This is a genomic window from Streptomyces sp. NPDC044033, from assembly GCF_056434425.1.
The window spans coordinates 213,305-240,036 of sequence record NZ_JBWKFF010000016.1 but is presented as its reverse complement, the minus strand read 5'-3'; the positions used below and the strand labels follow the sequence as shown (position 1 = coordinate 240,036).

Genomic DNA, 26,732 nt, shown 5'->3' with positions numbered 1-26,732 from the left:
CGGATTCTGGCAGCGGGCCCACGCCTTCTTCGCCGCCGCCGGGATCACCGTTCAACGTGTCCTGACCGACAACGGCTCCTGCTACCGGTCACACCCGTGGCGCAACTCTCTGGCCGCGCAAGGCATTTCACACAAGCGGACCCGTCCCTACCGGCCCCAGACGAACGGGAAGGTAGAGCGTTTCAACCGCACACTTCTCGACGAATGGGCCTACGCGAAGCCCTACCGGACCGAGGCCGAGCGACGCGCCGCATACCCGCAGTGGCTACACACCTACAATCACCACCGCGGACACACCGCGCTCAAGGGCCAACCACCCGCCAGCCGCGTCCCCAACCTCACGGGTCGGTACACCTAGTGATCGCGGCCTACGCCCATATGCGCCGGTGATCCGCCTGGTTCGTGAACGCTGTCGCGGGGCACTCGGGTGGCGCGCAGGAGAGCGTTTCTTGAGCAACATGTGTGGTGCGGCGCCGTTCGGGTCTGCCCGGACGGCGCCGCCGGATTCCCTCTGGAGGACTCCCATGAGTCACAGGAACGAACACCGGCACGGGCACAAGCCGCGCGAGCACGCGGAGAGCGCGACCGAAGAGGTCGTCCACGAGGTCGAGGACGCGGAGACCCGCCCCCCGGGCAACCAGCGCGACGCCGAGAAGGACGGCGAAGCCGCGGACACGCTCACGCCCAGCCCCAAGGCCCAGGAGGACGCCCAGAACACCTGAAGCCCTGTCGCGTCTCAGATGATCTGGACCGTGGGCTGGCAGAGCCGTGACCTGCGGTGACCGGACTGCCTGAGACACCTGGTCGCCGAGAAGCCCAGCGGGCCTGGTCCCGGGCGCTCGGATATCGGTGGCTGCCTCGCTTGATACGGTCGGCCCCCGCCGTGGCGGACCGGCGCATCTCGGTAGGATCTCTTGATCATGGACGTGATCGTGGGAGACCAGATGGTCGCCATCCCGCCGGGGCAGGTAACGCTGTCGGACCGGCGCACGCAGCGCAGCTGGTCGGTCGAGCTTGCCCCCTACCAGCTCGCGGCTTTCCCGGTCACCCAGGCGTTGTACGCACAAATCACCGGCCGGCGGCCGAGCGCCGCCCACGGGGACCAGTTGCCCGTCGAGTGCGTTTCTTGGTGGGACGCGGCACGGTTCTGCAACGCCCTGTCTCTGCGCGAGGGGTTCACGCCCGCCTACCACCTCCCTGCCGCCAGCGAAGACATCGAGTGGGACGCGTCCGCCGACGGGTACCGGCTGCCGACCGAAGCCGAGTGGGAGCACGCCTGCCGAGCCGGGACGACCGGCCCGCAGTACGCGCCGCTCAACGAGATCGCCTGGTTCCGCGGCAATTCGCATGAGCGCATCCACGCCGTGGGCGGCAAAGAACCCAACCCGTGGGGTCTTTACGACATGCTCGGCAACGTCTGGGACTGGTGCTGGGACGTCTACGATGCCGAGGTCTACGGCCCCTACCGGGTGCTCCGCGGCGGTGGCTGGTTCGATGAGCACTGGAGCTGCCGGGCCTCTGCGCGGCGCCGCAGCCACCCGACATTCCAGGTCGACGACGTAGGGTTCCGCATCGCGCGCTCCACCGCGTGACGACCGGTTTCCGCGCGCCGTCGAACGTGACGCCCTCCGCCTCCGCCAACGGGCGGCGCACCACTTTCCCGCACACGGGACAACCACGCCGCTCCGTAGCCCAGGACTCCGCCGGCCTCCACTCTCGTCCCAGGCGATCCGGTCCGCCGGACTCGCGCGCGCCCAGTCGCCTTCAACGCGCGCCCAGTCGCCTTCAAGTGGACGAAGTCTGCCTCTTACGGCAGGGAGCGAGTGAGCCACACGAGTTCGCCACGGTCATCAGCCGAGACATGGTCGCGCTCGAACCCGAGCTTTTCGAGGACGCGAAACGACGGCGCGTTCCAGGGGCGTACGGTCGCCCAGAGCCGCTTCCGTCCGGTCGTGATCGCGGCGTCGAGCACCGCGGAGGCCGCCTCAGTCGCATAGCCCTGGCCGTGCGCGTGCTGGAACAACTCGTACGCGATCTCAGGCTCGTCGACGGAAGCCCGCCCCACGGTGAGCCCGCAATACCCGATGAAATCACCCGCATCGCGGCGGTTGATGACCAGCAGGGCAAGCCCCGTCAGCGCCGGCGCGGCGACCTGAGCCTCGATCACCCGCCGGTTGTCCTCGATGGACAACATTCCATCGCCCCGTTCGGCGGCGAGCGCGCGATGGCTGTCGGCATCGGCGTCGGTCCACGGGCGCAGCGTCAGCCGGGCGGTTTCGAGGTGGAGCGGCATCGGCGAATTCGGCACGGCGACACTCTATCGACGCCGCCTCGGACCGAACGCGATCACTTGGGACACCCACCGGCATCCATGCATGGGGAACGGGAACGACTGAGGCTTCCGGCAGCCCGGCAGCCCGGCAGTCCGGCAGCCCGGGAGCGGAGCCTCCGCGAAAACCCGTTGGCGGACAACGACGGCCGCTGCTACTTTTCCGGAGGCCGTGCGAGAGAACGAGGAGGTGGTACCCGTGAACGCAGTATCGACATGGGTGCTTCCCTCTGGGGTCACGGTCGGGCGATAGGTCGTCCGGGAGCGCCGTTCAAGCGGACTCCCGAAAGGCACGACCATGCACTTCACTTCCGAACGGCGCCTGGACGACGGCGTCCTCGAACGCGAATTCACCCTCGGCGAGACCCCCGGCACCCTGTGGACGCCTGGATCCGAACCCGCCCCGCTGATCCTGATGGCCCACAACAACGGCCTGCCCAAGGGGGAGCCCCGGCTGGTGGCCCGGGCCCGGCAATCCGCGGCGTCCGGCTACGCGGTGGCCACCATCGACGCCCCCGGGTGCGGTGACCGGCCCCGTTCCGCCGCCGACGAGCAGGCCCGCGCCGACCTCCGCCGGGCGATGCGGGCCGGCGAGCCGGTCGATGAGATCTTCGAGTCCTTCATCGGCCCGCTGGTCGAGAAGGCGGTCCCGGAGTGGCGGACCACCCTGGACGCCCTCCTCGCGCTGCCCGAGATCGGCGGCCCGGTCGGGTACTCGGGGTGGACCGCCGTCGGCATCCGGCTGGTGGTGGCCGAGCCGCGCATCGCGGCCGCCGGCTTCTTCGCCGGGGGGTACGTGCCCCGCGCCCAACGCGAGGAGGCCCGGCAGGTCACCATTCCGCTGCTGTTCCTGTTGCAGTGGGACGACGAGGGGAACCCCCGGCAGCGGGCCCTGGACCTGTTCGACGCCTTCGGCACCAAGGAGAAGACGCTGCACGCCAATCTGGGCGGGCACACCGGCACCCCGTGGTTCGAGGCGGAGGACGGGAACCGGTTCTTCGGCCGGCACCTGAAGTGAGGCCAGGCCGGTAGCCGCCGGTCAGGAAGCCGCTCATCGAGGACGGGCCCGGACCTCCTCGACGGCGGTGGTCAGCGGACGCACAACCGCCCCGACCGCGCCGGTACCGGCCCTCGCCGGTACCGACCGGTCGGGGCGGCGCGAGGGAATAGACGCCCATCGCGCTGGCCTGCGTCGACTGGGCTGGATGGCAAGCGATCATGGTGGGGCATCGTGAGTAGCCTCACCGGTTCCCGGTGCCAGGGGCCGACCGCGAACAGGTCATGGCAGAACTTCCACCGCGACGTGTTGTCCGATTTGCCAAGGTGAGGGGGCTCCCGGCCCAGGAGGGGCGGGCGGCTCCGGCTCCCGGGCATTCCCTGCTCGCGATGCCCGTCATCCCCTGTGGTTCCCGCTGGATCGGGGTCGCGAGGGGCACACCGACCTGCTCGATGCGAGCTTGTGGTGGGACGGTCGCTGAGATGACTTCGGCTGATCGGCCTGCCGTCGGGCTCCGCGAGTCCTACGCTCGCGTGTACCCGTGGCTCCGCTCCACTTTCGCCACATGCAGCGTGTAGCTCTGGTACCACTCGGTTCGCCCGCGTTTCTGTGCCGCGCGGTGCTCGGCGTTGCTCCGCCACTCCGTGAGGGCGTCGGCGTCGCGGAAGTACCCGACGGTGATGCCCAGCCCGCCAGGAGTCTGCGCGTAGTCCATCCCCAGGTACCCAGGGACGTCCTTCACCAGGTCTTCCATGCGTGCGTTGGTTTCGCTGTAGCCGCTCTGGTCCTGGGCTCGCACCGCGGTGAAGACGGCTACGTAGTAAGGGGGTTCAAAGGCCTCGATGGGCGTGACAGGCGCTTCGGAGTGGCTACTCATGGCGCCACTCTACGGTCGTGTGAGAGTGCGAAAACAGATGTTGATAGAGGAGGAGGGACACGGAGACGTCGTGGCCGCCCAGTGCCGGCCCGCGAAGTGACGCTCACCGCGTGACCACCGAAATGGCCGCACCGGAGCGACGCCCTCAGACCATCCCGTCACACAGTCCAGCGACGGACGCCGACGACGCTCGTGTACGGCGTCCACATGTGAGAGCTCAAACGTACGGCCCTGCAAGATCCACCCCAGCCGGTACGGCCACCCGGCACCCCCCAGTGCGATCACCCACACAACCGGGTTCACTGGGACAGAAGGCGGAACGACCGGGTTCGCTGAGTGAACGCCTCGATTGGATGTGAGCGGACTGTAGCCGGGCGGCGCATGACCGTGCGGGAGTGATGTACTAGAGTTATCTCGACATCGAGATATCTGCCGAGAGGCGTACCGCTGCCGCGCTAGTAAGGCGTACCTAACTTAGGTTGACCTTAGCGGATCGGCAAGATCCTGTGACGGCAGGATCGCGGTAGTACGCGCGAATTCATGCATGAAGGAGACTGTCGTGTCGGCGAACAGCTTCGACGCCCGCACCACGCTGCGCGTGGGCGACGAGTCGTACGAGATCTTCAAGCTGGACAAGGTCGAGGGCGCCGCGCGCCTTCCCTACAGCCTGAAGGTGCTGCTGGAGAACCTGCTCCGCACCGAGGACGGCGCGAACATCACCGCCGACCACATCCGGGCGCTGGGCAGCTGGAACCCGAACGCCCAGCCCAGCCAGGAGATCCAGTTCACGCCGGCCCGCGTGATCATGCAGGACTTCACCGGCGTGCCCTGCGTCGTCGACCTCGCCACCATGCGCGAGGCCGTCAAGGAGCTGGGCGGCGACCCGGCGAAGATCAACCCGCTCGCGCCGGCCGAGCTGGTCATCGACCACTCGGTTATCGCCGACAAGTTCGGCACCAAGGAAGCCTTCGGCCAGAACGTCGAGCTGGAGTACGGCCGCAACAAGGAGCGCTACCAGTTCCTGCGCTGGGGCCAGACCGCGTTCGACGAGTTCAAGGTCGTCCCGCCCGGCACCGGCATCGTCCACCAGGTCAACATCGAGCACCTGGCCCGTACGGTCATGGTGCGCGGCGGCCAGGCGTACCCCGACACCCTCGTCGGCACCGACTCGCACACCACCATGGTCAACGGCCTCGGCGTGCTCGGCTGGGGCGTCGGCGGCATCGAGGCCGAGGCCGCGATGCTCGGCCAGCCGGTCTCCATGCTCATCCCGCGCGTCGTCGGCTTCAAGCTGACCGGTGAGCTGCCCACCGGCACCACCGCCACCGACCTGGTCCTCACGATCACCGAGATGCTGCGCAAGCACGGCGTCGTCGGCAAGTTCGTCGAGTTCTACGGCGAGGGCGTCGGCGCCGTGCCGCTGGCCAACCGCGCCACCATCGGCAACATGTCGCCGGAGTTCGGCTCCACCGCCGCGATGTTCCCGATCGACGGCGAGACCATCAAGTACCTGAAGCTCACCGGCCGCGACGAGCAGCAGCTCGCGCTGGTCGAGGCGTATGCCAAGGAGCAGGGCCTCTGGCACGACCCCAGCCGCGAGCTGGAGTTCTCCGAGTACCTGGAGCTCGACCTCGCCACCGTCGTGCCGTCCATCGCCGGCCCCAAGCGCCCGCAGGACCGCATCATCCTGGCCAACGCCAAGGAGCAGTTCGCCACCGACGTCCGCAACTACGTCGCGGACGACGAGGAGGCGGGCAAGGAGTCCTTCCCGGCCTCCGACGCCCCCGCCGTCCACAACGGTGTGCCGACCAAGCCGACCACCGTGACCGGCCCCGACGGCAAGACGTACGAGATCGACCACGGCGCCGTCGCCGTCGCCGCGATCACCTCCTGCACCAACACCTCCAACCCGTACGTCATGGTCGGCGCCGCGCTGCTGGCCAAGAAGGCGGTGGAGAAGGGCCTCACCAGCAAGCCGTGGGTCAAGACCACCCTGGCCCCCGGGTCCAAGGTCGTCATGGACTACTACGACCGCGCCGGCCTCACCCCGTACCTCGACAAGTTGGGCTTCAACCTCGTCGGCTACGGCTGCACCACCTGCATCGGCAACTCCGGCCCGCTGCCCGACGAGGTCTCCAAGGCCGTCAACGAGAACGACCTCGCCGTCGTCTCGGTGCTCTCCGGCAACCGCAACTTCGAGGGCCGGATCAACCCCGACGTCAAGATGAACTACCTGGCGTCCCCGCCGCTCGTCGTCGCGTACGCCATCGCCGGCTCCATGAAGGTGGACATCACCACCGAGGCGCTGGGCATCGACACCGAGGGCAACCCGGTCTACCTCAAGGACATCTGGCCCTCCGAGTCCGAGGTCGAGACGGTCGTCGCCTCCGCCATCGGCCAGGAGATGTTCACCAAGGACTACGCCGACGTCTTCGCGGGCGACGCGCAGTGGCAGGCGCTGCCGATCCCGACCGGCAACACCTTCGAGTGGGACAGCGAGTCCACCTACGTCCGTAAGCCCCCGTACTTCGAGGGCATGACGATGGAGACCACCCCGGTCTCCGACGTCTCGGGCGCCCGCGTGCTCGCCAAGCTGGGCGACTCGGTCACCACCGACCACATCTCCCCGGCCGGCGCCATCAAGGCCGACACCCCGGCCGGCAAGTACCTCACCGAGCACGGCGTCGAGCGTCGCGACTTCAACAGCTACGGCTCGCGCCGCGGCAACCACGAGGTCATGATCCGCGGCACGTTCGCCAACATCCGGCTGCGCAACCAGATCGCGCCCGGCACGGAGGGCGGCTTCACCCGCGACTTCACCCAGGCCGAGAACGCCGCCGAGGCCCCGGTCTCGTACATCTACGACGCCTCGCAGAACTACCAGGCGCAGGGCACCCCGCTGGTCATCCTGGCCGGCAAGGAGTACGGCTCGGGCTCGTCCCGCGACTGGGCCGCCAAGGGCACCGCGCTGCTCGGCGTACGGGCCGTCGTCGCCGAGTCGTACGAGCGCATCCACCGCTCGAACCTCATCGGCATGGGCGTCCTGCCGCTCCAGTACCCGGAGGGCGCCTCGGCGCTGTCCCTGGGCCTGACCGGTGAGGAGACCTTCGACATCACCGGCGTCACCGCCCTCAACGACGGCGGCATCCCGGAGACCGTCAAGGTCACCACCGACTCCGGCGTCGAGTTCGATGCCAAGGTTCGTATCGACACCCCCGGAGAAGCGGACTACTACCGCAACGGCGGCATCCTCCAGTACGTGCTGCGGTCGCTCATCAGCGAGTAAGCGTCGCTGTACGGTCGTACGCCTCGTACTACGCACGGCGGGCCGCACTCCCCGGAAGGGGGGTGCGGCCCTGCCGCGTTCCAGAGGTCGGTCAGCGGTCGCTGTCGAACTGACCTGTTTTGGCGGCTTGGATGAAGGTGCGGAGGCTGGCGGGGGTGGTGGTGAGGATAGCGTCGGGGGCGTCGCTTTCGCGGAGCTTGATGACGTTGGGGGGTTCGGCGGCTACGTTCAGGCAGTTGGCCGCTTCGTGGCTGTGGGAGGACTTCTGCCAGTCGAGGGGAGCTTTGGCGACGTAGAGGCAGTTGGACCCTTCGTGGCTGTGGGAGGACTTCTGCCAAGTGTGGATAGCCATGCGCTGCGAGTCCCCGGTCAGAGACCTTCGAACCGGCCTGTCTTGGCGGCTTGTATGAAGGCGTGGAGGCTGGCGGGGGTGGTGGTGAGGATGACGTTGGGGGCGTCGCTTTCGCGGAGTTTGATGACGTGAGGGGCTTCCGCGGTGACGTTCAGGCAGTTGGCGCCCTGACCGCTGTGTGAGGACGTTTGCCAGTCGCCGGGGGTCTTGGCGACGTAGAGGCAGTTGGCCCCCTCCTGACTGTAGGAGGACTTCTGCCAGACGTGGGCGGGCACTATTGATTCCCTTCAGAGGCTCTGGGCGATGCTGTGGATCAGATCGCGGGACGCCTCTGGCTTGAGCGCGTAGCTTTCGAGGCGGTCCAGCACGCTCCGGTATTTCACGAGGTGGGCTTCCGCGTCGAGTAGTTCGTTGCCGTGGTCGGTGTCGAGATGGACCGTATCGAGCTGGGGTACTGAGCCGCCGAAGTAGACAATGGGCTGGCCAGAACCGTGGAGAGTGCCGATGCCGAATGGGATCACCACGACGGTGACGTTCTCGCGCTCGCCCATGTCGACGAGGTTCTGAAGTTGCGCCCGAGCTACATCTGGACCGCCGAATCCCATGTGCAGAGCCGCCTCATGGACGATCGCCGTCAACGGGGTCGGATTGTCCCCGTCGAGGATTCCCTGTCGCCTGATCCGGAACGAGACTCGGTGTTCCACCGAGTGCGGCGGGAGCTGCGGGACCGTCGAGTCCATGAGCACGCGTGCGTGGTCCCGGGTCTGGAGCAGGCCGGGCATGTGAATCATGGTGGCGACGCGCACATACGTGGCGTGGTGTTCGAGTTCGGCCAGGTCGAGAAGCCCGGCCGGGAGGACCTCCCGCTCTTGCTCCCACCAGCCCCTGTACTGGCGGCCGGTCAGCTCCGCCAGTGCCGCCACGTATTCGTCGTCCGCGCAGTTGTATAGAGCGGCGAGTTCCCGGACCCGGTTTGCGCTCACCGCATAGCGGCCGGATTCCATGGTGCTGATCCGCGACTGATTGGCACCGGCGAGTGTGCCCGCCTGGGTGGCTGACAGGTCCACGCGCGCGCGGAGTCTGCGCAACTCCGCGCCCAAACGTCGCTGTCGCACGGTCGGTGGACGGTTGGTCGGGGCCATGGCGGTCCCTCTCTGCCTCGGGCGAGATGTGTTGGCGTCACCCTAATGGAGGGTATTGGGACTCATTGCGCGGAAACTCGATATCCATCTCAACTTTCACGCTACGGTGTGACCCGAGCCACTTCGGCTGGCGCCGCCGTGCCGTGCGTGCACAGCTCCGCCTGGTCCAAATCCCCCTCCTGACGGGAGACTTCCATGGCCAAAACACCCTCGCAGCAGCCTGCGTCCATCCCCCTGACACTCGATCAGGAACTGTGCGAACTCGCACTAGTTGATGCACCGCGCATCTTCGCCGTCGTCCAGGAGTGGGACACGGACACAGAGGACCCGGACGGGGGAGTCGTGGCCTGGGGGCTGGCCCACGAGGACGGGAGCGCTCACGTCGTCAGCGCCGAGGGTCGTACGCAGTACAGGCTCAACTCGCCCGAGCGGGCGATCTACTGGTTCGGCCGAGAACCCGGGGTGACGGCACGCATCGTGTGGTTCGCGCCGCCGGCCTCCCCGGCGTTCGAGCGGGCTGAGGCGGCGTAAGAACGGGTGGGTCGAGGTATCCCGGGCGGGGTGCTTCGACCCACCCGACGCCTCTTGGGTCACCCCTTGTCGAGGAACTCTTGGGACAGCTACGGCAGTTCACCCTCGCCCCGGCCCCTGAAAGGGCCTGTACGCGAAGCCACTTTGACAGGGAAAACGCAACTTCGACATAGCCCGCAGAGGCGGCTACCTTCACCTGGTCTTCGGCGGTTGCCCACGGTCGCGCAGGGGGATTCTTCGGGCTGAGCCACCCGTGACGGGAGGAGTTGGTCACCCCCGTGAATCCCCGCCCCCGTGCGTAAGCCACCGAACCGGGTCCACACCAGGCACCCCCAACCAGGGAGAGACGCATGCCCCATCTTGCTCTGTACACATTCGGAGTCCTGAAGTCACCTGCTGCCGATCCCGCACCTCTCACGCGCGAGTTCCAGGACAGCGGTGAGCCCATCTACGGGAAGATCAGCCGGCATCCGGGATATGTTGCTCATGCTGAATCGGCAGACGGCGGCGGGGGCACATTCTTCGACTTGGACTGGGGCGTATGGGGGGAATTCACTGTACCGACCTGGTATAGCAAGGGCCGTACGGCGGAAACCGCCGCGCTGGCCGCGACTCTCTCACTCTGGACCGATCTGCGCTCTGCGTTCGACGCCGTCTATACCGGTCTGCACCGTGAGGCGCTGAACAGGCGTTACGACTGGTTCGAGAGGACAGAGCACCCGGGTTACGTGTTCTGGTGGGTCTCCGACGGCGCGATACCCACCTGGCAGGACGGGGTTTCCAGGCTGGAACACCTCCACGGCCACAGCTCCGCGCCGTACGCCTTCACCTTCCACGACTCGTTTGACCCGGACGGAACTCCGACCAGGACCAGAGACATTGGGCCGAATAGTGACCAGGTTCGACGATAAGGAAGCCTGATCGACTGGGGTCGCTGTCGAACGCCTTGATTGAATGACGGCGAACACATCGGTGATCTTGCGCGGCCGACGAGCGTAGGACGTTTTGTCCGGCGTGATCGTTGTGCCTCAGTACTCCAATGGTACTTCGCCATTCCCGCCCCCGGTTGGCTACCGGGGGCGGGAATCGTTCAGCCGTTGAACGGCTACGAGCCGATTACTAGCTCTCGCTGAAATTGGAAGACTTGACGCATGCGGCGCCGGGAACGCTCCAACAGAGGTGCATGTAATACTGCGTGCTGCCCACGATGCCGTACGTCTTTCCGTCGCAGCCTCCGTCGCCTCCGTCGTTGATCGTCCACATGGCCTTTCCGTCGGAGACGCGATACAGGGTCATCTGAACACCGTGGCCGTCCGCGTTGGTGTCACATACAGTGAATCTGTCTCCGTCGTCCTTGAAATGTGCGGTGCCGCGACCATTGAGGGTCAGGGTTTTGTCCGCGGCGTAGGCCGGTGACGTACCCAGCGCCAGCATTGTGCCCAACGCGACGGTCAGACCCGCGGTCGATCGGACTACGTTCTTCAATCTCATGACGTCTCCCGTTGCTCGCCGAAACCGGTGCAGTCGCCCTTTCCTGACTGCCGGCCCGACTATTGCGCACCGACATCTCGCGGGCAACGGGTAGCTGATATTCCGATTGCCGCTGTTCCGTGGAGCCCGAATCTTCCGGTGTAGCCGGATATAGGCCGGGTGGATTCGCGCCACTCATCGAATAGTGCCAGCCAATGGCATGCGGCGAGCAGATGGATCTTGCGGCCCTTTGCCTTGGCCGGACCCCGGAGACTCTTGACGTTCAAGACTGGGGGACGCAGCCCGGCGGCCCGGTTCGTCCGGCCTCTTCCGGCTCAACGCGAAAGGCCCATGGGTGTCCAGCGGCGGTCTCTGCGGCCCCAGTTGCACGGCGTAGTAGAGAGCAGGCCGTTGGTGAGGTGCTCGGCAGTCTCCCAGCAGCCCGACTCCAGCGAACCGGCCTTGCCGCCCCACCCCTCCGCGGGCGCATCCCGAAGGATGTCCGCGGCGAGCCGCACGGCAAGGTAGACGTCGTCCGCGGTGACGGGCGACGACGCCGATCCGGTTTTGATTGATCGAGACACCGCAGCTCCGCATCGCGAGGGAAGAGGGCAACCCCTGCCGGCTTCCACAGATCTCATGCTGTGACCCGCGATGCGGCGCAGTTCGGCCGGGCGGATGATTCCGTCGAAGCGTGCTTCGCTCATGCGCGGCCCTGTACGTCCCGTACGCCCGGTGGAGATTCTGCTGACGCTTGATCATCAACAAGATGGACCGGCCAGGGGGCAACGGTCGGGCAGCCGCCACCCGGTATCGCCGTTCACCCCGTAAGCAATGCGGAGATGAACAGCCACAACGGGATGACCATCAAGACGACCGAGAGCACGCCGAAGAACGTCAGCGCGATGCCGCGTATGGCGAGCCGCTTGTCGCGAAGGCTCCTGACGCGGGTTGGCGACAGCGGATCGTAGGTCACGTCCACCGGTCCTCTTTCGCCCTGGTGCTCGCGGCCGACCGGCTGGGTGACGACGAGGTGTCGGCCCTCCAATGTCCGGAACTCGTACACGGGACGCCATTCCACCCTGTCGTGCGAGATGCGGTGCCAGTCGTAGTCCCGGATGCGGCCGGGGACGGTGATGCCCCGCCGTCGCAGAACCAGTGCGTCGCGTACCACCTCGGTCCAGCCCGTGTACAGCATCAGCCAGCCCACAGGGCCGTAGAGCATGATGAAGGCCACCAGACCACCGATGCCCGCTTCTGCACCCTTGTTCCCGGCCACGTAGAAGAAGGCGAGATACGGCACGATACCCAGAGCGATCTTTCCGCCCGCCGAGAGGCGCGGCAGACGCGGGAGGCGACGCCCGGAGACGTCCCTCACCACGTGGGCCGGCCCTTGTGCCGAGTCGGGCCGGCGCGCCAGGGCCGTACGCAACTGCCGGACGAAAGCGCCGGCGGCGGTGGCGTTGCGAGTTGTGAGCGTGAAAGCGTCACTTTCGCCGGCATCGCGGGACAGTTTCAGAAGGACGCGTCCTCCCGCGTAGTCGACGCGGTCGATCGCCGCCAGCGGCACCGTCCAGGTGGTGCGCCCGCGTATCACCCGCACCGCGTACCGCTCCAGCCGGAAGACGACGCCTCGACCCCGTAACACCACTTCCGGTATCCGCCCCATGCCCAAGATCATAAATGCCGGTGAACGAGATTTTGTACGACCTCTTCAGGGCAACGCGCACGGCTCGACGCACAGTCGGCATATCGCTCGTCACCGCTCGTTCCGGAACGAGGTGCGCCCTCGCGTGCCGCTCGTGACCGCGCCGGACTGGGGCGAGGCGACGTTGCGGTGCCGCCGGCGGGGCGTACCTCGAACCGGCCTCGACCCACATTCCCGGCCGCCGCCATCAGCCCAACTGGGAATCAGGGCACGGGGTTTGTCCGTAGCTTCTCAATCGGCTTGTCCCATCGAACCGAATCACTCTACGGTGGACGACCACCTTCCAGGTCGAGTCGGACAGGTGCTCGGTGGATATCACGCCTCGGCTGGGGCAGCCCTTCTCCTTGAGCTTGTCGTCCGCGTGGGCCCTGGCGGCATCCGGCGTCCAGTCGATTCCGGTGACGTCCCAGTAGTAGCCGAGGAGATGGCCCGCCGACGCGGCCGCCCGTGCCGGTGCGGCGGGGGCGGCCGACGCGGGGGCGGCGAGAGCCACCCCCGCCAGCAGAGTGGTCGCGGCTGCGGCCAGTGTGGTTGACGCGGGCTTTCGGTTCATGAAGCCCGTCCGGTCAACACCCTGTCGGCGAACGGCGGTTACGCCGCGCACCGGGCCTTCAAGCTCGTAACTCCGCCACCCGGAATAGGCGTTGCGTATGCCGCAATCGAGCGTCGTAGTCGCTCAGAACAGCAGCTTGTACTGGTTCCAGCCGGAGTTGCCGATCTTCACTCGGGACTGGAAGGGCGCCGACGCCTTGCCCGTGCCCTTGTAGAGCCACAGGGCCCCATCCTTGTCGCGGGCGATCAGGTCATTGAGGCCGTCCATGTCCACGTCGCCGGTCGAGAACAGGGCGTTGAACTGGTTCCAGCCGGGGCCGATCTTCGTGCGCGCGGCGAACGGCTTGTTGTAGTCGCCGGTGCCCTTGTAGAGCCACAGGACGCCGTCCTTGTCGCGAGCGACGATGTCGGTCTTGCCGTCGCCCGTGAGGTCGCCCTGGCCCGCGATCGCCGTGTACTGGCCCCAGCCCGGGCCCACACGGTGACGGCCCGTCAGGGTGCCGTCGGGGTAGGCGAGGTAGAGCCAGAGGACGCCCGACTTGTCGCGCGCCAGGAGGTCCGACTCCTTCGCGCCGCCGAGGTCTCCCGGCGAGAACAGCACGTCGTACTGGCCCCAGCCGGGGCCGATCTCGCGGGCGCCGTCCGCACCCGAGTAGATCAGCGTGCCGTCGGTCTTACGGGCGTAGAGCCCGTCGGAGATGCCGGTCTTCCCGTGGTCGACGGTGGATGCCGCGTCGAAGGCGCCCCAGCCGTTGGTGACGTACTCGCGGGAGTCCAGGCCGCCGAGCCCGTTCGGCCAGTAGAAGTACAGATCGCCGGAGCCGTTGACCGCGGATACGGGGAAGAACGGAGCGTCGCCGGGAGAGGACTTCAGCGACTTCTTGAGGGCTCCGTGCGGGGTGGATCTGTGCTCCGCCGCCTTGCGCACGGCGTCCTCAAGCGGCGTCGGCGCCGCGTCCTTGGCCATCGCCGTGCCGGCGGTGGTGCCGACCAGTACGGCGGCTATCGCCGCGGTGGCGATGCGGCCAAGGACGCGTCCGCGCGTACGCCGAGAAGAGCTGGACATGTATGTCTCCAGAAGTCATGAGATGAGACGCGACACGCCTCAATGTGATGAGACATGTCGCGATAACTTCTGGATCTTCGCACAACTCCTTTACATGTCAATCGATTTGTCAGGCGTGCGCAGGACTTACGGACTGCTGGAGCCGCACCTCGCCCGCCGGGGTGGCCATCGTCGCGATGCACAGCAGCCGCTTGCCGGCGAGGTCCTTGGACACGGTGAGGCTCGGGGAGGTGGCCCCGTCGATGGGGACGTTGTACTTGAAGCCGTCGTCGTCGACCTTCTCCTGGTACCAGGCGTAGTGCACGGTGGCGGACTTCGGGGTGAGGGCGTCGACAGTGGCGTTCAGTCGTCGGCCGGCGGCCGGGGTCCCGTGGACGCGCAGAGTGCCGGTCGGCGCCAGTTCGGGGTGCGGGCGCAGGGCCTGCTTCCGCCAGGGGCCGGGGTTCATGAACTGGCCCTGGTGCACGCTGCCGTCGCAGCCGTCGCCGCTCTGTGCGCTGAGCACACCGGCGACCTCGGGGCCGCCCGGCGCGGACACCATGAGCGGTCCGCCCGAGTCGCCGGGGCAGACGCTCGGCGCCTTCGCGGCGGGACCGGCCGGGACTCCGGTGGTACAGAAGTCGGACGTGCCCACGGAGTCCTGCGGGATGTCCTGAGCGCACCGCTTCGGCGGGAGCATCTTCATCGTGCCCTGCTTCAGCCGGTCGGCCATGCCGCCCTTTTCCGGGTCGGTGTGCTCCGTGGCGCCATGGCCGTAGAGCGTCCCGGTGCCTCCCCGCGCCACCTTGGCGGCGACCTCGCCGGGACTCGCGATCCGCGCGGGGCGCACATTGGTCACCGGGTGATCGAGTACGACCACGGCCATGTCATTGGCCGCGAACGACCCGTCGTCGGTGTCGACCTCGCGCCATTTCGGGTGCCGGAACCAGCCCCGCACACTGTGTGCCTCACCGTGCGGCTTGGAGAGCTGATCGGCGCCGAGATAGACCTGGAAGTCCGCCGGGGACTTGCCCATCACGCAGTGCCCGGCGGTCAGTACGCGGTCCGGGGCGATGAGCGTTCCCCCGCAGTAGCCGCGTTGCGTCAGCGGATCGTCGTGGGAGAACGCCAGCGTCGCCATCCAGGGAGCCGCGCGGGCGGGGGCGTCGGAGCCGTGTGAGATCGCCGATGCTGTCGGGGCGGTTGAGGCCGCCCCGGCCAGCAGTGCCGCCGAAGCCGAGGCCAATACTCCTGCTCGGCGGGCGAGTCGGCCGGTTCGGCGGCGGGGGCCGGTGAATGCCATCTGAAGATTTCTCCTGTGGGTGTGCGGCGTTGCCTACGACGAAAAACGTAGTGTCAGCGCCTCAGCGCAACATCCAACTGCCGGGCGACATCGCATCAGACTCAAGGATTACGTTCAGCCCGAGCGGCGGCCCGAGCAGCGGCCCGAGCAGCCGTCCGAGCGGCGGCCCCAGCACCGCGGCCCCAGCACCGCGGCCCCAGCACCGCGGCCCCAGCGACAGCCCGAGCACCGGCCTGGGTCAGACGGTCGAGATGATCGCTCGGGTGACGGCCGTGATCGCTGGGGCGGGACGGCCGGGGAGGCGCGCCACCAGAACACGGCGGACCTCGGGAGGCGCGCCCTCGACGCGTACCAGACTCACCCCGGGCGGCAGCACCGGCGCGAGCTGGCGCGGCACCGTCGTCACCCCGAAGCCGTCGGCGACCAGGCGGAGCTTCGTCAGCCAGTCGCGTGCGCGGTGGACGACGCGCGGCCGTCCGGGCAGGCCGGGCCAGACGCCGAGCAGTGGTTCGGAGGCCGACGACGGGGTGGCGATCCACGCGGCGTCGACCAGCTCGTCGACATGCACTGTGCTGCGGCCGGCGAACTTCCCGATCGAAGGGGTCGCCAAGACCAGTTCGGTGTCCACGGCGGTCTCGACGTGCAGGCGCGGCGACTCGCTGTCCAGGGGCCGGTGGGGCGGGCGGGACGACAGTACGGCGAGGTCGATCGAGCCCGCCCGCAGCGACCGGATCAGGGTGGGCGTGGTGCCCTCGGTCGTCGTGACCGTGATCTGCGGGTCGGTGTCCGTGAGGCGGGTGAGCATGGTCGGCAGGATGACGGCGCCCGCGCTCAGGAACAGGCCGAGCCGCACCACTTCGGTCCGCGGGACGGTGCCGGTGAGGTCGGACTCGGCCGCCGCGAGGCAGTCCAGGATGGTCCGGGCGTAGCCCAGCAGGGTAAGGCCCGCGGGCGTGAGCCGGACCCCGTCGGGGCGGCGGTCGAACAGGGTGGCACGCGCGCTCCGCTCAAGGGAGACGGCCTGGCGTGAGACCGCCGACTGTGTGTAGCCGAGCCTGGCGGCTGCCGCGGTGAAGCTGCCGGATTCCGCGATCTGCTGTAGCACCCGCAGGCCCGCACTGGAGATATCCATGCGACCTACGCATACCACAGATGCTCGATCGTCGCTTCCCGCATGCCCGCTGGACTCCTAGTGTCGATACCGACGGATCCGGACGAACATGGAGGTCATGGCATGCGAGCAGCAGTACTGACGGGGTTCGGCGCTCCTCTCACGGTGCGGGAGGAGCCCGACCCCGAGGCGGCTACGAGCGGCGAAGTGGTGGTCGAAGTGCTCGCCGCCTGCGTCCCCCCGTACGCGGCCGAGGTCTTCGGCGGCGAACGGAAGTACCCCTTGGTCCCTCCCGTCGTGCCCGGGGTAGGCGGCGTGGGGCGGATCGTCCACATCGGTCCGGACGCCACCCGGCTGCGCGTCGGTGACCTGGTGTGGTGCGACTCCACAGTGCGCTCGCGGGACGACGCCCTGACGCCCGACATCGCGCTTCAGGGCTGGAGCTCGCGCGGCGAGGGCGGCGCGCGGATGGCCCGGCACCTGCACGACGGGTCGTTCGCCGAACTCATGCGGGTCCCCACGGAGAACGTCTACCCGTTGCCGGCCGCCGCGGGGGACGACCCGGCCCGCTGGGCCGCGCTCACGGGGTACACCATCCCCTACGGCGGGCTGCTGGCAGGCGGGCTCGAAGCGGGCGAGACGCTGCTGGTCAGCGGGGCCACCGGCAACCTCGGCAGCAGCGCGGTCGCGGTCGCCCTCGCCATGGGGGCGGGCCGCGTGGTCGCGCCGGGCCGCAACCGGAAGGTGCTCGACCTGCTCGCCGACCGGTTCGGTCCGCGGCTGCGCCCGGTGCAGCTGACCGGGGACGAGGACGTCGACCGGGCGGCGATGTCGGAGGCGGCCGACGGCCCGATCGACATGGTGATCGACCTGCTCCCGCCGAGCGCGCCCAGCGCGGTGGCGCGAGTGGCGGCCATGACCGTACGCGAGTACGGCCGTGTCGTCCTCATGGGCGGTGTCGGCATGCTCGGCGGCGACGACTTCGCGCTCCCGTACCCATGGATCATGCGCAACTCGATCACCGTGCGCGGCCAGTGGATGTACCCCCGCACGGCGAACGTCGGCATCATCCGGCTCCTCGCCTCGGGCGCGCTGGACCTCGCACCCGAACACGTCCGCTCGTTCGGCCTCGACGCCGTCAACGACGCCATCGCGTACGCCGCTTCACACGGCGGCCCCTTCGAGCGCACCGCCCTCATCCCTGTGGCGGCCGGCGGACCCTCACGGTGAGACCCCGCTCCGCCGCCCGCGACGCGCGTCCGGCGGGGACCGGCAATGGATGCTCACGGACCCGGCAGCGAAGGCTCACGGACCGGCAGCGGATGCTCACGGCCCTCGCCCGGCTCGGCGCGGACGGCCCTACGCCCAACGCTGGCCTGGTCGGGCAGTTGTGGACGCGTCGGCTGGCCGGTGACCTGACCGCGAAGCTGTACCGGGTGCGGCTGACCGGGCCCTGGAATCCGCCGACTCTGGCTGATGCACCGGCATGTCACTCACCGCGGCGCTCACCCGGCGTCGACCGTGAAGCTGTCGTCACGGTGCCGGGCGCGGTGCCGGGCGACGCGCTCGCGATTGCCGCAGGCGGTGCTTGAACACCACCTCCTGCGGCGGCCGCGGGAGGCGTCGAGGTAGACCATGTCGCACGTGTCGCCCTCGCATTCCCTCATATGCCGACGGGAATCGCCGGTGAGTAGAAGAAGCGCGTCCTCGGCCACGGCTGCCATCAGGTCGGAGCACTCGATCGGGCGAACAAGGTAGCGGTGCAGGAGTCCGTCGTCGCCCCGGGCTGCCCGCGGTACGGGGCGACGGACACCGGCCATCCGGTTGAGCCGCTCGACATCGTGGTCATTGGCCCCGTTGCCCTGGAGCTCGGAGTGGATGATCCGATGCAGCAAGCCGCGCAATGAACGGAAGTCGTCCAGCCATTGCCGGTCAGGAGCGATGCCTTCTGTGGCGGGGACCAATCCGGCGCCGTGCAGCCAGGTGCTCAGTGCGTCCGGGCTGTAGAGGCGTTCGACGGGGTGGGGGCTCAGCCCGCCGCCGATGGTCGAGAGCAGGTCCAGGGACAGACGGCCGGAATCGAACCGCAAGCCGTGTGTCGTGGTCATCAAGGTGCACCTCCTTCGAAGTCGTCTTCGGCCAGTCGGTCGGAGAGCCGGATGGGATTACTTGCTGCGCCCGGGGGCCAGTGGAACGGCGGCGAGCGTGGCGACCGCGGTGACCAGCCACACCCCGGTCCAGGAGGAGGCGGACAGGACGGCGGGGACCATGAGGGGCGCGATGAAGGCCGCGGCGAAGACGGTGGTGTTCTCCAGGCCGAGGGCTGTGCCGGCCCGGGCGACGCCGGCCATTTCGGCGATTTCGGTGTAGGCGACGCCATGCCAGGCGTTGGCGAGGATGCCGCCGATGACAAGGGCGGTCACGACCACCGGGGTGGGGGTGTGGGAGAGCACGGCTGCCCCCGCCAGCGCCACCGCGGCTGCGGCCCCGACGGTACGGACGTACGTACGGCGATTGCCGTGACGGTCGGTCCACCGCCCGCTCCACACCCGGGCGGCGGCGCCGCCGACCTGGACGATGACGATGGCCAGCGGGGCGGTGGCCTCGGGGGCGTGCTTGCCGTCGGAGAGGAAGACGGCGAGGAAGGTGAGGATGACGAACTGCGGGATGGTCAGCAAACCGCTGGCCAGCGCCAGACGCCAGATCTTTCGGTCGCGCATCGGGGAACCGGTGGGCCGTGTGGCCACCTTGGTCGCCGCCGCGGTGGTCTCCGGTTCGTGCATCCAACGCCAGGCGACGGCCGCGGCGGCGAAGCAGAAGAGGGCGAGGATGCCGTAGACGGCACGGAAGCCCGCGCTGACGGCGAGCCAGGGCAGCAGGGCGGTGCCGATCGCGCCTCCGGCGGGGACGGCGGTCTGGCGCAGACTCATGGCGAAGCCGCGCTGCCCGTCGCGGAACCAGGCCATGACGGCGCGTCCGGACGAGCCGTTGACGCTGCCGCCGAGCAGGCCGACGAGTAGCAGGCCGCCCGCGAGCATGCCGATCCCGGGGATCGCGGAACCGTTGGGGACGACGGCGGCTGCCATGACGGCCAGCAGAAGGCCGGTGGCGATCAGTCCGGTGAGCAGGACGCGCCGTTCGCCGAACTTGTCGGTCCAGATACCCCAGACGACCTCGGAGACGGCGATGCCGAGGGAGACGGCGCCCAAGGCGATGCCGAGGGTCGCGTTGGAGAGGTGGTAGGCGCCGCGCATAGCGGTGGAGGTGGTCGGCAGCCCCTGGAAGGCGGCAGCGAACGCCGCCTGGGAGGCGATGCCGATCCCGAGGATGACCCATCGGTGGTTCGGCCCGAACCGAGTGCGGGCGCTTAAGGGGGCTGTCGCTTGCTCAGTGGGGGCAGAAGACACTGCGGTCATGAGAGGGCTCCAAGGGAGGCGGTCGATGATGTAACGCTTTAAGAGCGTTACGCTCAGGATGGTGGAACGGCGCGCGGAGCCACAACCCCATCGATGAAATCCCTTTGACTCATTACGTGCGTGCGGGCGATGACCGCCGCTTCTGCCGCAGCCGGATGCCGACGCGGCACCGCTTCCAAACGCGACACCGCTTCCAACTCGTACGGGGGTATGCGGTGATCGAACGATTTGAAGACGTCATCGCGGCGGCCGACGACCCGGACGCAGCCGGTCGTCTCCGTGCCCGTAGCCGTCGCGCACTCGCATCGTTTCGGGCCAATACGAGCGGATGGTCCAGGACAGCAAGGACCCGTACCCCACACCGGAGCCGTAACAAGCCGGTCGTCGACGCGGGCGCGGCGAACACGGGTTCAGCCGAGTGGGCACAGAGCGCGTACGGCTCTGTGCCCACTCGGGTTCATGCCCGCCGTGCCGCCAATCGGCTGCTTCGGCTGCTCCGGTTACTTCAGATGCTGCGGCTGCTACTTCAGGAGCTCGATCTGGGCGAGCGTCGCCTTCGATGTCGGCACCAGCCGGTAGTGCGTGTACGAGCCGGGGGCCCGGACCGTGAAGGCGCGGGTCTGCCGGTCCCACGGGAACGACTCGCCCACTCGCCGGTCCAACTGCCGCCACTTCTTACCGTCGTTGGAGCCTTGCAGCACCCACCCCGAAGGCGCCTTGTCGTGCGTCGCGGAGGTCAGCGTGTACTGCACCGCCCGCGTCGCATGCCCCGGCTTCACCTCGGCCGCGGTGAACGTGGCGTCCGTGGCGGAGGTGTTGTCGACCAGGTGCGAGCCGTCGCCGCCGCCGGTGAGCGTGACCTCCGACTTCGGGGTGGTCGCGTCCTCCATCGGCGTCGGCGGCTTGTCGCCCTTGGTGATGGAGGTGGGTCCGGCGTGCTTGCCGCTGCCCCACGACGACGGCTTGTCGCCCATCGCGAACTCCAGCGTCCCGCCGCGCGCGAGCAGCGAGTGGGGGAGCGCGGTGGAGTTCCAGCGCTTGCCGTCGACCTTCAGCCCCTGGACGTACACATTCCGCGCGCTGTTGCGCGGGGCCTTCACGACGAGGTCGCGGCCGTTCTCCAGATGGACGGTGGCCTTGGTGAAGAGCGGCGACCCCACCGCGAACTCGGGGCTGCCCATCACCAGCGGATAGAAGCCCAGGGCGCTGAAGACGTACCAGGCCGACATCTCGCCGTTGTCCTCGTCGCCCGGGTAGCCCTGGCCGATCTCGCTGCCGAGGTAGAGCCGGGAGGTCGCCTCGCGGACCTTGGCCTGGGTCTTCCAGGGCTGGCCGGCCGCGTCGTACATGTAGGCGATGTGGTGCGAGGGCTGGTTGCTGTGCCCGTACATGCCCATCCGTACGTCCCGGGCCTCGGTCATCTCATGGATGATGCCGCCGTAGGAACCGGCGAAGTCCGAGGAGGCGGTCTCCGGTGTCGAGAAGAAGGTGTCGAGCTTCTTCGCGAGGCCGTCGCGGCCGCCGTAGAGGTTCGCCAGGCCCTTGGTGTCCTGGGGCGCGGTGAAGGCGAAGTTCCAGCCGTTGGTCTCGGTGTAGTCGTTGCCCCAGACGCGCGGGTCGTACTTGTCGGGGGAGAGCCGCCAGTCGCCGGCCGCGTCCTTGCCCTGGAAGAAGCCGATCTTCGGGTCGAAGAGCTTGACGTAGTTCTGCGCGCGGTTCAGGAAGTACGCGGACTCTTCCTTGTAGCGGGCCTTGTGGGTCTTGGCATAGAGCGCCTTGCCCATCTTCGCGAGTCCGAAGTCGTTGAGGTAGCCCTCCAGCGCCCAGGACATGCCCTCGCCGGTCTTGGTGCTCGTATAGCCGCGGAAGACGGAGGTGTCCATGCCCTTGCGGCCGACGCCCCGGTCCGGCGGGGCGACCGTCGCGTTCTTGAGCGCGGCCTCGTACGCCGCCTCCGCGTCGAAGTGGACGCCCTTCTGGTAGGCGTCGGCGAAGGCCACGTCCGAGCTGGTGCCGGTCATCAGGTCGGCGTAGCCGGGGGAGGACCAGCGGGAGATCCAGCCGCCGTCCTTGTACTGCTGTACGAAGCCGTCGACCATCTTGCCCGCGCGCTTCGGGGTCAGCAGGGAGTAGGCGGGCCAGGTGGTGCGGTAGGTGTCCCAGAAGCCGTTGTTGACGTACACCTGGCCGTTCACGATCTTGGCGCCGGTGCGGGTCGGGGTGTTGTCGCCCGTCGGCTTCGAGAAGGCGCTGGCGTACTGGTACCGGGGCCGGTGCACCGAACCGGTGTTCTCCGAGCCGGAGTTGGGGTACAGGTACAGCCGGTAGAGGTTGGAGTAGAGCGTGGTGAGCTGGTCGCGGGAGGCGCCCTCGACCTCGATGCGGCCGAGGATGGAGTCCCACGCGGCGCGGGCCTTGCCGGTGACGGAGGCGAAGGAGGCCGAGGCCGGGATCTCCTGCTGGAGGTTGGCCTTCGCCTGGTCGACGCCGATCAGGGAGGTGGCGAGGCGCAGCGTGACGGTGCGGTCCTTGCCGGGCTTGAAGCGCATATAGCCGGTGACGTCGTCGCCCCCGCCGCCCTTCAGCTTTCCGCTGCCGGTCACCGGGGCGTCGAAGACGCCGTAGACGAAGAGCCGTCCGGCGCCCGTGGACAGGCCGCTCTTGACGTCCGAATAGCCGGTGATCACGCCGTGTTCGGGGTCGAGGGAGAGCCCGCCCTCGTTCTTGACGTTGTCGAGGATGACGCTCGCGTCGTCGCCGGGGAAGGTGAAGCGCATCATCGCGGCGTGGTCGCTGGGCGCGATCTCGGTCTTGAGCCCGTTGTCGAAGGTGACGCCGTAGTAGTGCGGCTTCGCCGTCTCGTGCTCGTGGTGGAAGGGGAGCGCGCGGGCGGTCCGCTTCGCGTCCGGGACGCCGGCGGCGGTGGACGGCATGACCTGGAAGGTCTGCCGGTCGCCCATCCAGGGGCTCGGCTCATGGCTCGCGCTGAACGCCTGGATGGTGGGGAGGTTGTCGGCGTTGTTCCCGGCCGCGTACTGGTAAAGCCAGTCGGTGGAGCCCGCGTTGGTCGCCGGCGTCCAGAAGTTGAAGCCATTGGGGACGGCGGCGGCCGGGATGTTGTTGCCGCGCGAGAAGCCGCCGCTCGAATTGGTGCCGCGGGTCGTCACCGCGTAGTCCGCGAGATGGGCGAGCCGCTTCTCCGGCGGGGCGGGCGCGATCGAGATGTCGTCCACCCAGCCGCGGAACTTCGCCGGGCCGGTGGGGGAGTCGTACGCGATCAGCACGCGGGCGACCGTCTTGCCCGCCGCCACCGCGCCGATCCGCGACTCCTTGTTGTTCCACTGGTTCGCGTACAGCGTCTTGGAGGCCGCCTGGCCCTGCGGGGTCAGCCGGGCGCCGTGCTGGTCGACGGCGTTCAGGTCGCTGAGGTAGCTGCCGTCGGTGAAGGCGAGATCCAACGCCACATGTGTGGCCGGGTAGTTGGGGTCGTACTCCGGCATCGACGGGAAGATCTTGTACGCCAGCTGGGTCCGCGGCGTGACCTTGGTGTGCACGGCGAAGACCTTGTTGTACGAGTACGCGCGGCCCTTCGCCAGATGCGTGCCCGCGTAGCGCAGCGCGTGCGTGCCGCTGAAGCCGACATTGGCCTTGGCGGTGGGGGAGCCGGTCGGGCCGCGGTCCACGTACGTGCGCATGTCCGAGGGGGGCGGCGGGGTGCCGTCGCCGTTCGAGAGCTGGAGCTCGGCGAGCTGGGTGATGGCGTCCCCGCCGTTGCGCGCGATATCCAGCCGGTAGTGCTTGAACGCGGTGGAATTCTTGAACCCGAACTCACGGGTCTGTTGCCGCTTTTCGAAGGACTCGTCCTTGCGGGTGTCCAGCGCGGTCCAGTTCTTGCCGTCGTCGGAGCCCTTGAAGGTCCAGTCCTTCGGGTCCCGGCCGGGCGCGTCGTTCGCGGACGTGAGTGCGTACCGTACGACCTTGACCGGCTCGGCCAGGTCGAATTCCAACCAGGGGGATTTCTCGAATGTGAGCCATTTGGTGGAGGTCTCGCCGTCCACCAGATTCTCCTTGACCTCACCGGACGCGCTGTTCTCGCCGCTGGCGCGCACGGCGGTGACCTTGTCGGTCACGCCGCCGGGTATGCCGGAGGAATCGCCGCCGTCCACGCCGGACGTCTTCTTCTTTCCGCCCGGCCCGGCCTCGACCGTATTGCGCCAGTCCGGCTGAGGGTCGTCCTTCTCGAATGAGGAGTGGAACTCCTTGCCGGTTTTCTGGGGCTGGGCGGGGACCGCCACCGCCACGCCCTGTGCCGTCGCCACGAGCGCGGCCGCCGCCAGCAGGGCGGCCGGTCTGCTGACCGCGCGCCATCGTCGTCTCTGTCGCATCCTGTGCCTCTCAACGCATGTGACAACGTTGTCAATTGAGTTGCGCAGAGATAAGTAGGACGCGGGGGGCCAAGGGTGTCAAGGGGGCGCGAGGGAGTGATCGACATGGGGCGGGTCGGGGTGAGGCGGGTCGGGGGGTACGGGCCGGGGCGGGTCGGGGCGGCCGTCCGGCGGGCGCCCGCGGAGCCGGGTTCTTTCCGGCCCGCCGGCCTCCGCTGACGGGTTAAATTGTCGCGGTCACGACAGTGGAGCGGTAAGGGGGTGCGGGTGTCCCCACGAGGAAGATACCGGCCTGCGGGGCAAACGGAATCGCGGCGTCGCCGAACGCGCGGCGCGCGCCATATGTCACTGAGGTCTCAACTCGGGAAGACTACTGACCAAACCTGTATTCGATCTTGCTCATCAGACGGGCAGTGGACTATACCTGTCGGCGTCCGGACAGGTCGTACATCACCGCCCCGGATCCGGGGGAAGACGTCGCGGAACACCGGACCTGGTGTGAACAACGCCGACCCCCGGGCATACCCAGCACAACCCTGCTTCGACTGACCGCGGTGTCGGGCCCTTCGCCAAAGGCGAGCTCCAAGGGAAGACCGGCATACCGCCTGAGTCCTGTTGGAAAGCGAGGACTTGAGCATGGGATCCACCTCAGAATTCAGCCGTCGAGACCTGATCAAGCGAGCCGCGGCCATCGGCCTGATCTCCGTACCCTCAATCAGCGTCCTCAGCGCCTGCGCGAGCGGCGACAGCGATGACGGCAACAAGGCGGAGAAGGGCAAGAAGACCGAGAAGAACCCCCTCGCCGTCAATGAGAGCGCGGCCCTGGACGTCGTCATCTTCGACGGCGGACTCGGCGAGCAGTACGCGAAGGACGCCGAGTCGCTGTACAAGCAGGCGTTCCCCAAGGCGTCGGTCAAGCACACGCCGACGCAGAAGATCCAGACCACGCTCCAGCCCCGGTTCAACGGCGGCACCCCGCCCGACCTGATCGACAACTCCGGTGCCGAGCAGATGGACATGGGCACCCTGGTCGGCAAGCGGCAGCTGGCCGACTTCAACGTCCTGCTGGACGCGCCCTCCATCGACGACCCGGGCAAGACGGTGCGCGACACGCTGCGCCCCGGCGTCGCCGAGATGGGCCGGTTCGACGGCGACGAGACCTGGGTCCTCTACTACGCCTACACCGTGTACGGCGTCTGGTACTCGAAGACCAATCTCCAGAAGCTCGACGCCGAATACCCGGAGACCTGGGACGACATGCTCGCCCTCTGCGCCAAGGCGAAGAAGAAGGGCATCGCCGGCTGGACGTACCCGGGCAAGTACCCGTACTACCTGCCGTTCAGCCTCTACCCCTTCATCGCCAAGATCGGCGGCACCCAGGTCCTGGACAGAATCGACAACCTGGAGCCGAACGCCTGGAAGGACCCGGCGGTGAAGGCCGCCTTCGAGGCGTACTACGAGCTGTACAAGAAGGGGTACATCCTCCAGGGCACGCCCGGGCTGACCCATATCGAATCGCAGACGGCGTGGAACGAGGGAAAGGCGCTGTTCATTCCGAACGGCTCCTGGGTGGAGAACGAGTCGAAGAAGACCACGCCCAAGGACTTCGAGATGACGGTGAGCGCGCCCTCCAGTCTGGACAGCGGCGACAAGCTGCCGTTCGGCACGCTGTGGGCGTCGGGCAGCGAGCCCTACATCGTGCCGAAGGCCGCGAAGAACCCGCAGGGCGGCATGGAGCTGATGCGGATCATGCTCGGGAAGCAGTCCTCCCAGAACTTCATCAAGCAGGTCTACTCGCTCACGTCCCTCAACGGCGGCACCGAGGGCCTGTCCCTGCCCTCCGGGCTGAAGTCCGCGCAGGCGGCGGCCACCAAGGCCGGCAAGAACGTCGTCAACCCCCGGCTGCAGGACTGGTACGTGGCGTTGCAGAAGGAGAAGATCGGCGTCTCGGCGCTCGGCGAGATGATGGCGGGGCGGATGACCCCGGACGAGACGATCAAGAAGATCCAGAAGTACACCGACGAGACCCGCGACGACGATTCCGTCAAGAAGTACAAGCACAAGTGAGTCGAGCGGCGCGCGTGGTGCGCGTGAGGGGCGTAAGGCGCGTGATCTACGTGTGGTGAACGCCGCGCGCCCGGTGAACGACGCGAGCGCTGGTGAGCGGTGCGCGTGAGCTGGGCACGACGCACCTACGTCACCAATGACGGCACCCGCACGGGAAGATC

The 26,732-nt window shown here is 68.1% G+C and carries 24 protein-coding genes; 9 read left to right on the top strand and 15 right to left on the bottom strand.

Features of this window, described 5'->3' with window-relative positions:
* From AC07AB_RS26840 to AC07AB_RS26830, 3 genes are all read left to right on the top strand, one after another.
* A partial coding sequence (locus tag AC07AB_RS26840) for an integrase core domain-containing protein (RefSeq protein ID WP_478571605.1) occupies positions 1 to 358 on the top strand: 358 nt, incomplete at its 5' end.
* 166 nt (positions 359 to 524) lie between these two features.
* Positions 525 to 722 (top strand): hypothetical protein, encoded by a 198-nt coding sequence (locus AC07AB_RS26835; RefSeq protein WP_478571602.1) that lies wholly within the window; start codon positions 525 to 527, stop codon positions 720 to 722.
* Between the two features lie 198 nt (positions 723 to 920).
* Positions 921 to 1,592, top strand: a complete 672-nt coding sequence (locus tag AC07AB_RS26830) for a formylglycine-generating enzyme family protein (RefSeq protein ID WP_478571600.1) — start codon at positions 921 to 923, stop codon at positions 1,590 to 1,592.
* Positions 1,593 to 1,807: 215 nt separating this feature from the next.
* Here AC07AB_RS26830 and AC07AB_RS26825 read toward each other — a convergent pair whose 3' ends face one another.
* On the bottom strand, positions 1,808 to 2,293 hold the full coding sequence (locus tag AC07AB_RS26825) for a GNAT family N-acetyltransferase (RefSeq protein WP_478571622.1): 486 nt from the start codon (positions 2,291 to 2,293) through the stop codon (positions 1,808 to 1,810).
* 334 nt (positions 2,294 to 2,627) lie between these two features.
* Between AC07AB_RS26825 and AC07AB_RS26820 the strand changes: the two genes are divergently transcribed.
* Complete coding sequence (locus AC07AB_RS26820) at positions 2,628 to 3,347, top strand: dienelactone hydrolase family protein (protein ID WP_478571597.1); 720 nt, start codon at positions 2,628 to 2,630, stop codon at positions 3,345 to 3,347.
* A 502-nt stretch (positions 3,348 to 3,849) separates the two neighbouring features.
* Here the strand turns inward: AC07AB_RS26820 and AC07AB_RS26815 are convergent.
* Positions 3,850 to 4,203, bottom strand: coding sequence for an antibiotic biosynthesis monooxygenase family protein (locus AC07AB_RS26815; RefSeq protein WP_478571594.1), 354 nt, complete (start codon positions 4,201 to 4,203; stop codon positions 3,850 to 3,852).
* Between the two features lie 559 nt (positions 4,204 to 4,762).
* On the opposite strand from AC07AB_RS26815, the gene acnA reads away from it, so the two are divergent.
* Positions 4,763 to 7,489 (top strand): aconitate hydratase AcnA, encoded by a 2,727-nt coding sequence (gene acnA, locus AC07AB_RS26810; protein ID WP_478571591.1) that lies wholly within the window; start codon positions 4,763 to 4,765, stop codon positions 7,487 to 7,489.
* Between the two features lie 91 nt (positions 7,490 to 7,580).
* Here the strand turns inward: acnA and AC07AB_RS26805 are convergent, their stop codons facing one another.
* From AC07AB_RS26805 to AC07AB_RS26795, 3 genes are read right to left on the bottom strand one after another with little or no spacing between them, the layout of a single operon-like run.
* Positions 7,581 to 7,841 carry a DUF397 domain-containing protein gene (locus AC07AB_RS26805; RefSeq protein WP_478571588.1) on the bottom strand — a complete coding sequence of 87 codons (261 nt, stop codon included), beginning with the start codon at positions 7,839 to 7,841 and terminating at the stop codon, positions 7,581 to 7,583.
* A 17-nt stretch (positions 7,842 to 7,858) separates the two neighbouring features.
* Positions 7,859 to 8,116 (bottom strand): DUF397 domain-containing protein, encoded by a 258-nt coding sequence (locus tag AC07AB_RS26800; RefSeq protein WP_478571586.1) that lies wholly within the window; start codon positions 8,114 to 8,116, stop codon positions 7,859 to 7,861.
* 12 nt (positions 8,117 to 8,128) lie between these two features.
* Positions 8,129 to 8,983 (bottom strand): helix-turn-helix domain-containing protein, encoded by an 855-nt coding sequence (locus AC07AB_RS26795; RefSeq protein WP_478571584.1) that lies wholly within the window; start codon positions 8,981 to 8,983, stop codon positions 8,129 to 8,131.
* A gap of 195 nt (positions 8,984 to 9,178) precedes the next feature.
* On the opposite strand from AC07AB_RS26795, the gene AC07AB_RS26790 reads away from it, so the two are divergent.
* Together AC07AB_RS26790 and AC07AB_RS26785 are read left to right on the top strand one after the other, a co-directional pair.
* Complete coding sequence (locus AC07AB_RS26790; protein ID WP_478571581.1) at positions 9,179 to 9,514, top strand: hypothetical protein; 336 nt, start codon at positions 9,179 to 9,181, stop codon at positions 9,512 to 9,514.
* A gap of 350 nt (positions 9,515 to 9,864) precedes the next feature.
* Positions 9,865 to 10,425, top strand: a complete 561-nt coding sequence (locus AC07AB_RS26785) for a DUF3291 domain-containing protein (RefSeq protein ID WP_478571578.1) — start codon at positions 9,865 to 9,867, stop codon at positions 10,423 to 10,425.
* 208 nt (positions 10,426 to 10,633) lie between these two features.
* Here the strand turns inward: AC07AB_RS26785 and AC07AB_RS26780 are convergent, their stop codons facing one another.
* The 7 genes from AC07AB_RS26780 to AC07AB_RS26750 form a co-directional block, all read right to left on the bottom strand.
* Positions 10,634 to 11,005, bottom strand: coding sequence for a hypothetical protein (locus tag AC07AB_RS26780; RefSeq protein WP_478571575.1), 372 nt, complete (start codon positions 11,003 to 11,005; stop codon positions 10,634 to 10,636).
* Positions 11,006 to 11,319: 314 nt separating this feature from the next.
* Complete coding sequence (locus AC07AB_RS26775; protein WP_478571572.1) at positions 11,320 to 11,568, bottom strand: hypothetical protein; 249 nt, start codon at positions 11,566 to 11,568, stop codon at positions 11,320 to 11,322.
* 236 nt (positions 11,569 to 11,804) lie between these two features.
* Positions 11,805 to 12,653: a DUF3592 domain-containing protein gene (locus AC07AB_RS26770; RefSeq protein ID WP_478571569.1), complete on the bottom strand. Its 849-nt coding sequence runs from the start codon at positions 12,651 to 12,653 to the stop codon at positions 11,805 to 11,807.
* Between the two features lie 226 nt (positions 12,654 to 12,879).
* Positions 12,880 to 13,245: a hypothetical protein gene (locus tag AC07AB_RS26765; protein WP_478571566.1), complete on the bottom strand. Its 366-nt coding sequence runs from the start codon at positions 13,243 to 13,245 to the stop codon at positions 12,880 to 12,882.
* Positions 13,246 to 13,368: 123 nt separating this feature from the next.
* On the bottom strand, positions 13,369 to 14,310 hold the full coding sequence (locus AC07AB_RS26760; RefSeq protein ID WP_478571563.1) for an FG-GAP-like repeat-containing protein: 942 nt from the start codon (positions 14,308 to 14,310) through the stop codon (positions 13,369 to 13,371).
* A 109-nt stretch (positions 14,311 to 14,419) separates the two neighbouring features.
* The gene (locus AC07AB_RS26755) at positions 14,420 to 15,592 is read right to left on the bottom strand and encodes a S1 family peptidase (protein WP_478571560.1); all 1,173 of its coding nucleotides are present in this window, start codon (positions 15,590 to 15,592) and stop codon (positions 14,420 to 14,422) included.
* Between the two features lie 238 nt (positions 15,593 to 15,830).
* A complete protein-coding gene (locus AC07AB_RS26750) occupies positions 15,831 to 16,724 on the bottom strand; it encodes a LysR family transcriptional regulator (protein ID WP_478571557.1) in 894 nt (297 codons plus the stop codon).
* 102 nt (positions 16,725 to 16,826) lie between these two features.
* Here AC07AB_RS26750 and AC07AB_RS26745 point away from each other — a divergent pair, with 102 nt between their 5' ends.
* On the top strand, positions 16,827 to 17,933 hold the full coding sequence (locus AC07AB_RS26745) for an alcohol dehydrogenase catalytic domain-containing protein (RefSeq protein ID WP_478571554.1): 1,107 nt from the start codon (positions 16,827 to 16,829) through the stop codon (positions 17,931 to 17,933).
* Between the two features lie 275 nt (positions 17,934 to 18,208).
* On the opposite strand, the gene AC07AB_RS26740 is transcribed toward AC07AB_RS26745, so the two are convergent.
* From AC07AB_RS26740 to AC07AB_RS26730, 3 genes are all read right to left on the bottom strand, one after another.
* Positions 18,209 to 18,811, bottom strand: a complete 603-nt coding sequence (locus AC07AB_RS26740) for a CGNR zinc finger domain-containing protein (protein WP_478571551.1) — start codon at positions 18,809 to 18,811, stop codon at positions 18,209 to 18,211.
* A 57-nt stretch (positions 18,812 to 18,868) separates the two neighbouring features.
* The gene (locus AC07AB_RS26735; RefSeq protein ID WP_478571548.1) at positions 18,869 to 20,119 is read right to left on the bottom strand and encodes an MFS transporter; all 1,251 of its coding nucleotides are present in this window, start codon (positions 20,117 to 20,119) and stop codon (positions 18,869 to 18,871) included.
* Between the two features lie 521 nt (positions 20,120 to 20,640).
* Complete coding sequence (locus AC07AB_RS26730) at positions 20,641 to 24,504, bottom strand: GH92 family glycosyl hydrolase (protein ID WP_478571546.1); 3,864 nt, start codon at positions 24,502 to 24,504, stop codon at positions 20,641 to 20,643.
* Positions 24,505 to 25,140: 636 nt separating this feature from the next.
* Here AC07AB_RS26730 and ngcE point away from each other — a divergent pair.
* Positions 25,141 to 26,571: an N-acetylglucosamine/diacetylchitobiose ABC transporter substrate-binding protein gene (ngcE, locus tag AC07AB_RS26725; protein WP_478571544.1), complete on the top strand. Its 1,431-nt coding sequence runs from the start codon at positions 25,141 to 25,143 to the stop codon at positions 26,569 to 26,571.
* Positions 26,572 to 26,732 lie beyond the last annotated feature (161 nt).

Coding starts and splice junctions, on each gene's coding strand:
- AC07AB_RS26835 (WP_478571602.1), top strand. CDS start 525: ATGAGTCACAGGAACGAACACCGGCACGGGCACAAGCCGCGCGAGCAC.
- AC07AB_RS26830 (WP_478571600.1), top strand. CDS start 921: ATGGACGTGATCGTGGGAGACCAGATGGTCGCCATCCCGCCGGGGCAG.
- AC07AB_RS26825 (WP_478571622.1), bottom strand. CDS start 2,293: ATGCCGCTCCACCTCGAAACCGCCCGGCTGACGCTGCGCCCGTGGACC.
- AC07AB_RS26820 (WP_478571597.1), top strand. CDS start 2,628: ATGCACTTCACTTCCGAACGGCGCCTGGACGACGGCGTCCTCGAACGC.
- AC07AB_RS26815 (WP_478571594.1), bottom strand. CDS start 4,203: ATGAGTAGCCACTCCGAAGCGCCTGTCACGCCCATCGAGGCCTTTGAA.
- AC07AB_RS26805 (WP_478571588.1), bottom strand. CDS start 7,841: ATGGCTATCCACACTTGGCAGAAGTCCTCCCACAGCCACGAAGGGTCC.
- AC07AB_RS26795 (WP_478571584.1), bottom strand. CDS start 8,983: ATGGCCCCGACCAACCGTCCACCGACCGTGCGACAGCGACGTTTGGGC.
- AC07AB_RS26790 (WP_478571581.1), top strand. CDS start 9,179: ATGGCCAAAACACCCTCGCAGCAGCCTGCGTCCATCCCCCTGACACTC.
- AC07AB_RS26785 (WP_478571578.1), top strand. CDS start 9,865: ATGCCCCATCTTGCTCTGTACACATTCGGAGTCCTGAAGTCACCTGCT.
- AC07AB_RS26780 (WP_478571575.1), bottom strand. CDS start 11,005: ATGAGATTGAAGAACGTAGTCCGATCGACCGCGGGTCTGACCGTCGCG.
- AC07AB_RS26770 (WP_478571569.1), bottom strand. CDS start 12,653: ATGGGGCGGATACCGGAAGTGGTGTTACGGGGTCGAGGCGTCGTCTTC.
- AC07AB_RS26765 (WP_478571566.1), bottom strand. CDS start 13,245: ATGAACCGAAAGCCCGCGTCAACCACACTGGCCGCAGCCGCGACCACT.
- AC07AB_RS26760 (WP_478571563.1), bottom strand. CDS start 14,310: ATGTCCAGCTCTTCTCGGCGTACGCGCGGACGCGTCCTTGGCCGCATC.
- AC07AB_RS26755 (WP_478571560.1), bottom strand. CDS start 15,592: ATGGCATTCACCGGCCCCCGCCGCCGAACCGGCCGACTCGCCCGCCGA.
- AC07AB_RS26750 (WP_478571557.1), bottom strand. CDS start 16,724: ATGGATATCTCCAGTGCGGGCCTGCGGGTGCTACAGCAGATCGCGGAA.
- AC07AB_RS26745 (WP_478571554.1), top strand. CDS start 16,827: ATGCGAGCAGCAGTACTGACGGGGTTCGGCGCTCCTCTCACGGTGCGG.
- AC07AB_RS26740 (WP_478571551.1), bottom strand. CDS start 18,811: ATGACCACGACACACGGCTTGCGGTTCGATTCCGGCCGTCTGTCCCTG.
- AC07AB_RS26735 (WP_478571548.1), bottom strand. CDS start 20,119: ATGACCGCAGTGTCTTCTGCCCCCACTGAGCAAGCGACAGCCCCCTTA.
- AC07AB_RS26730 (WP_478571546.1), bottom strand. CDS start 24,504: ATGCGACAGAGACGACGATGGCGCGCGGTCAGCAGACCGGCCGCCCTG.
- ngcE (WP_478571544.1), top strand. CDS start 25,141: ATGGGATCCACCTCAGAATTCAGCCGTCGAGACCTGATCAAGCGAGCC.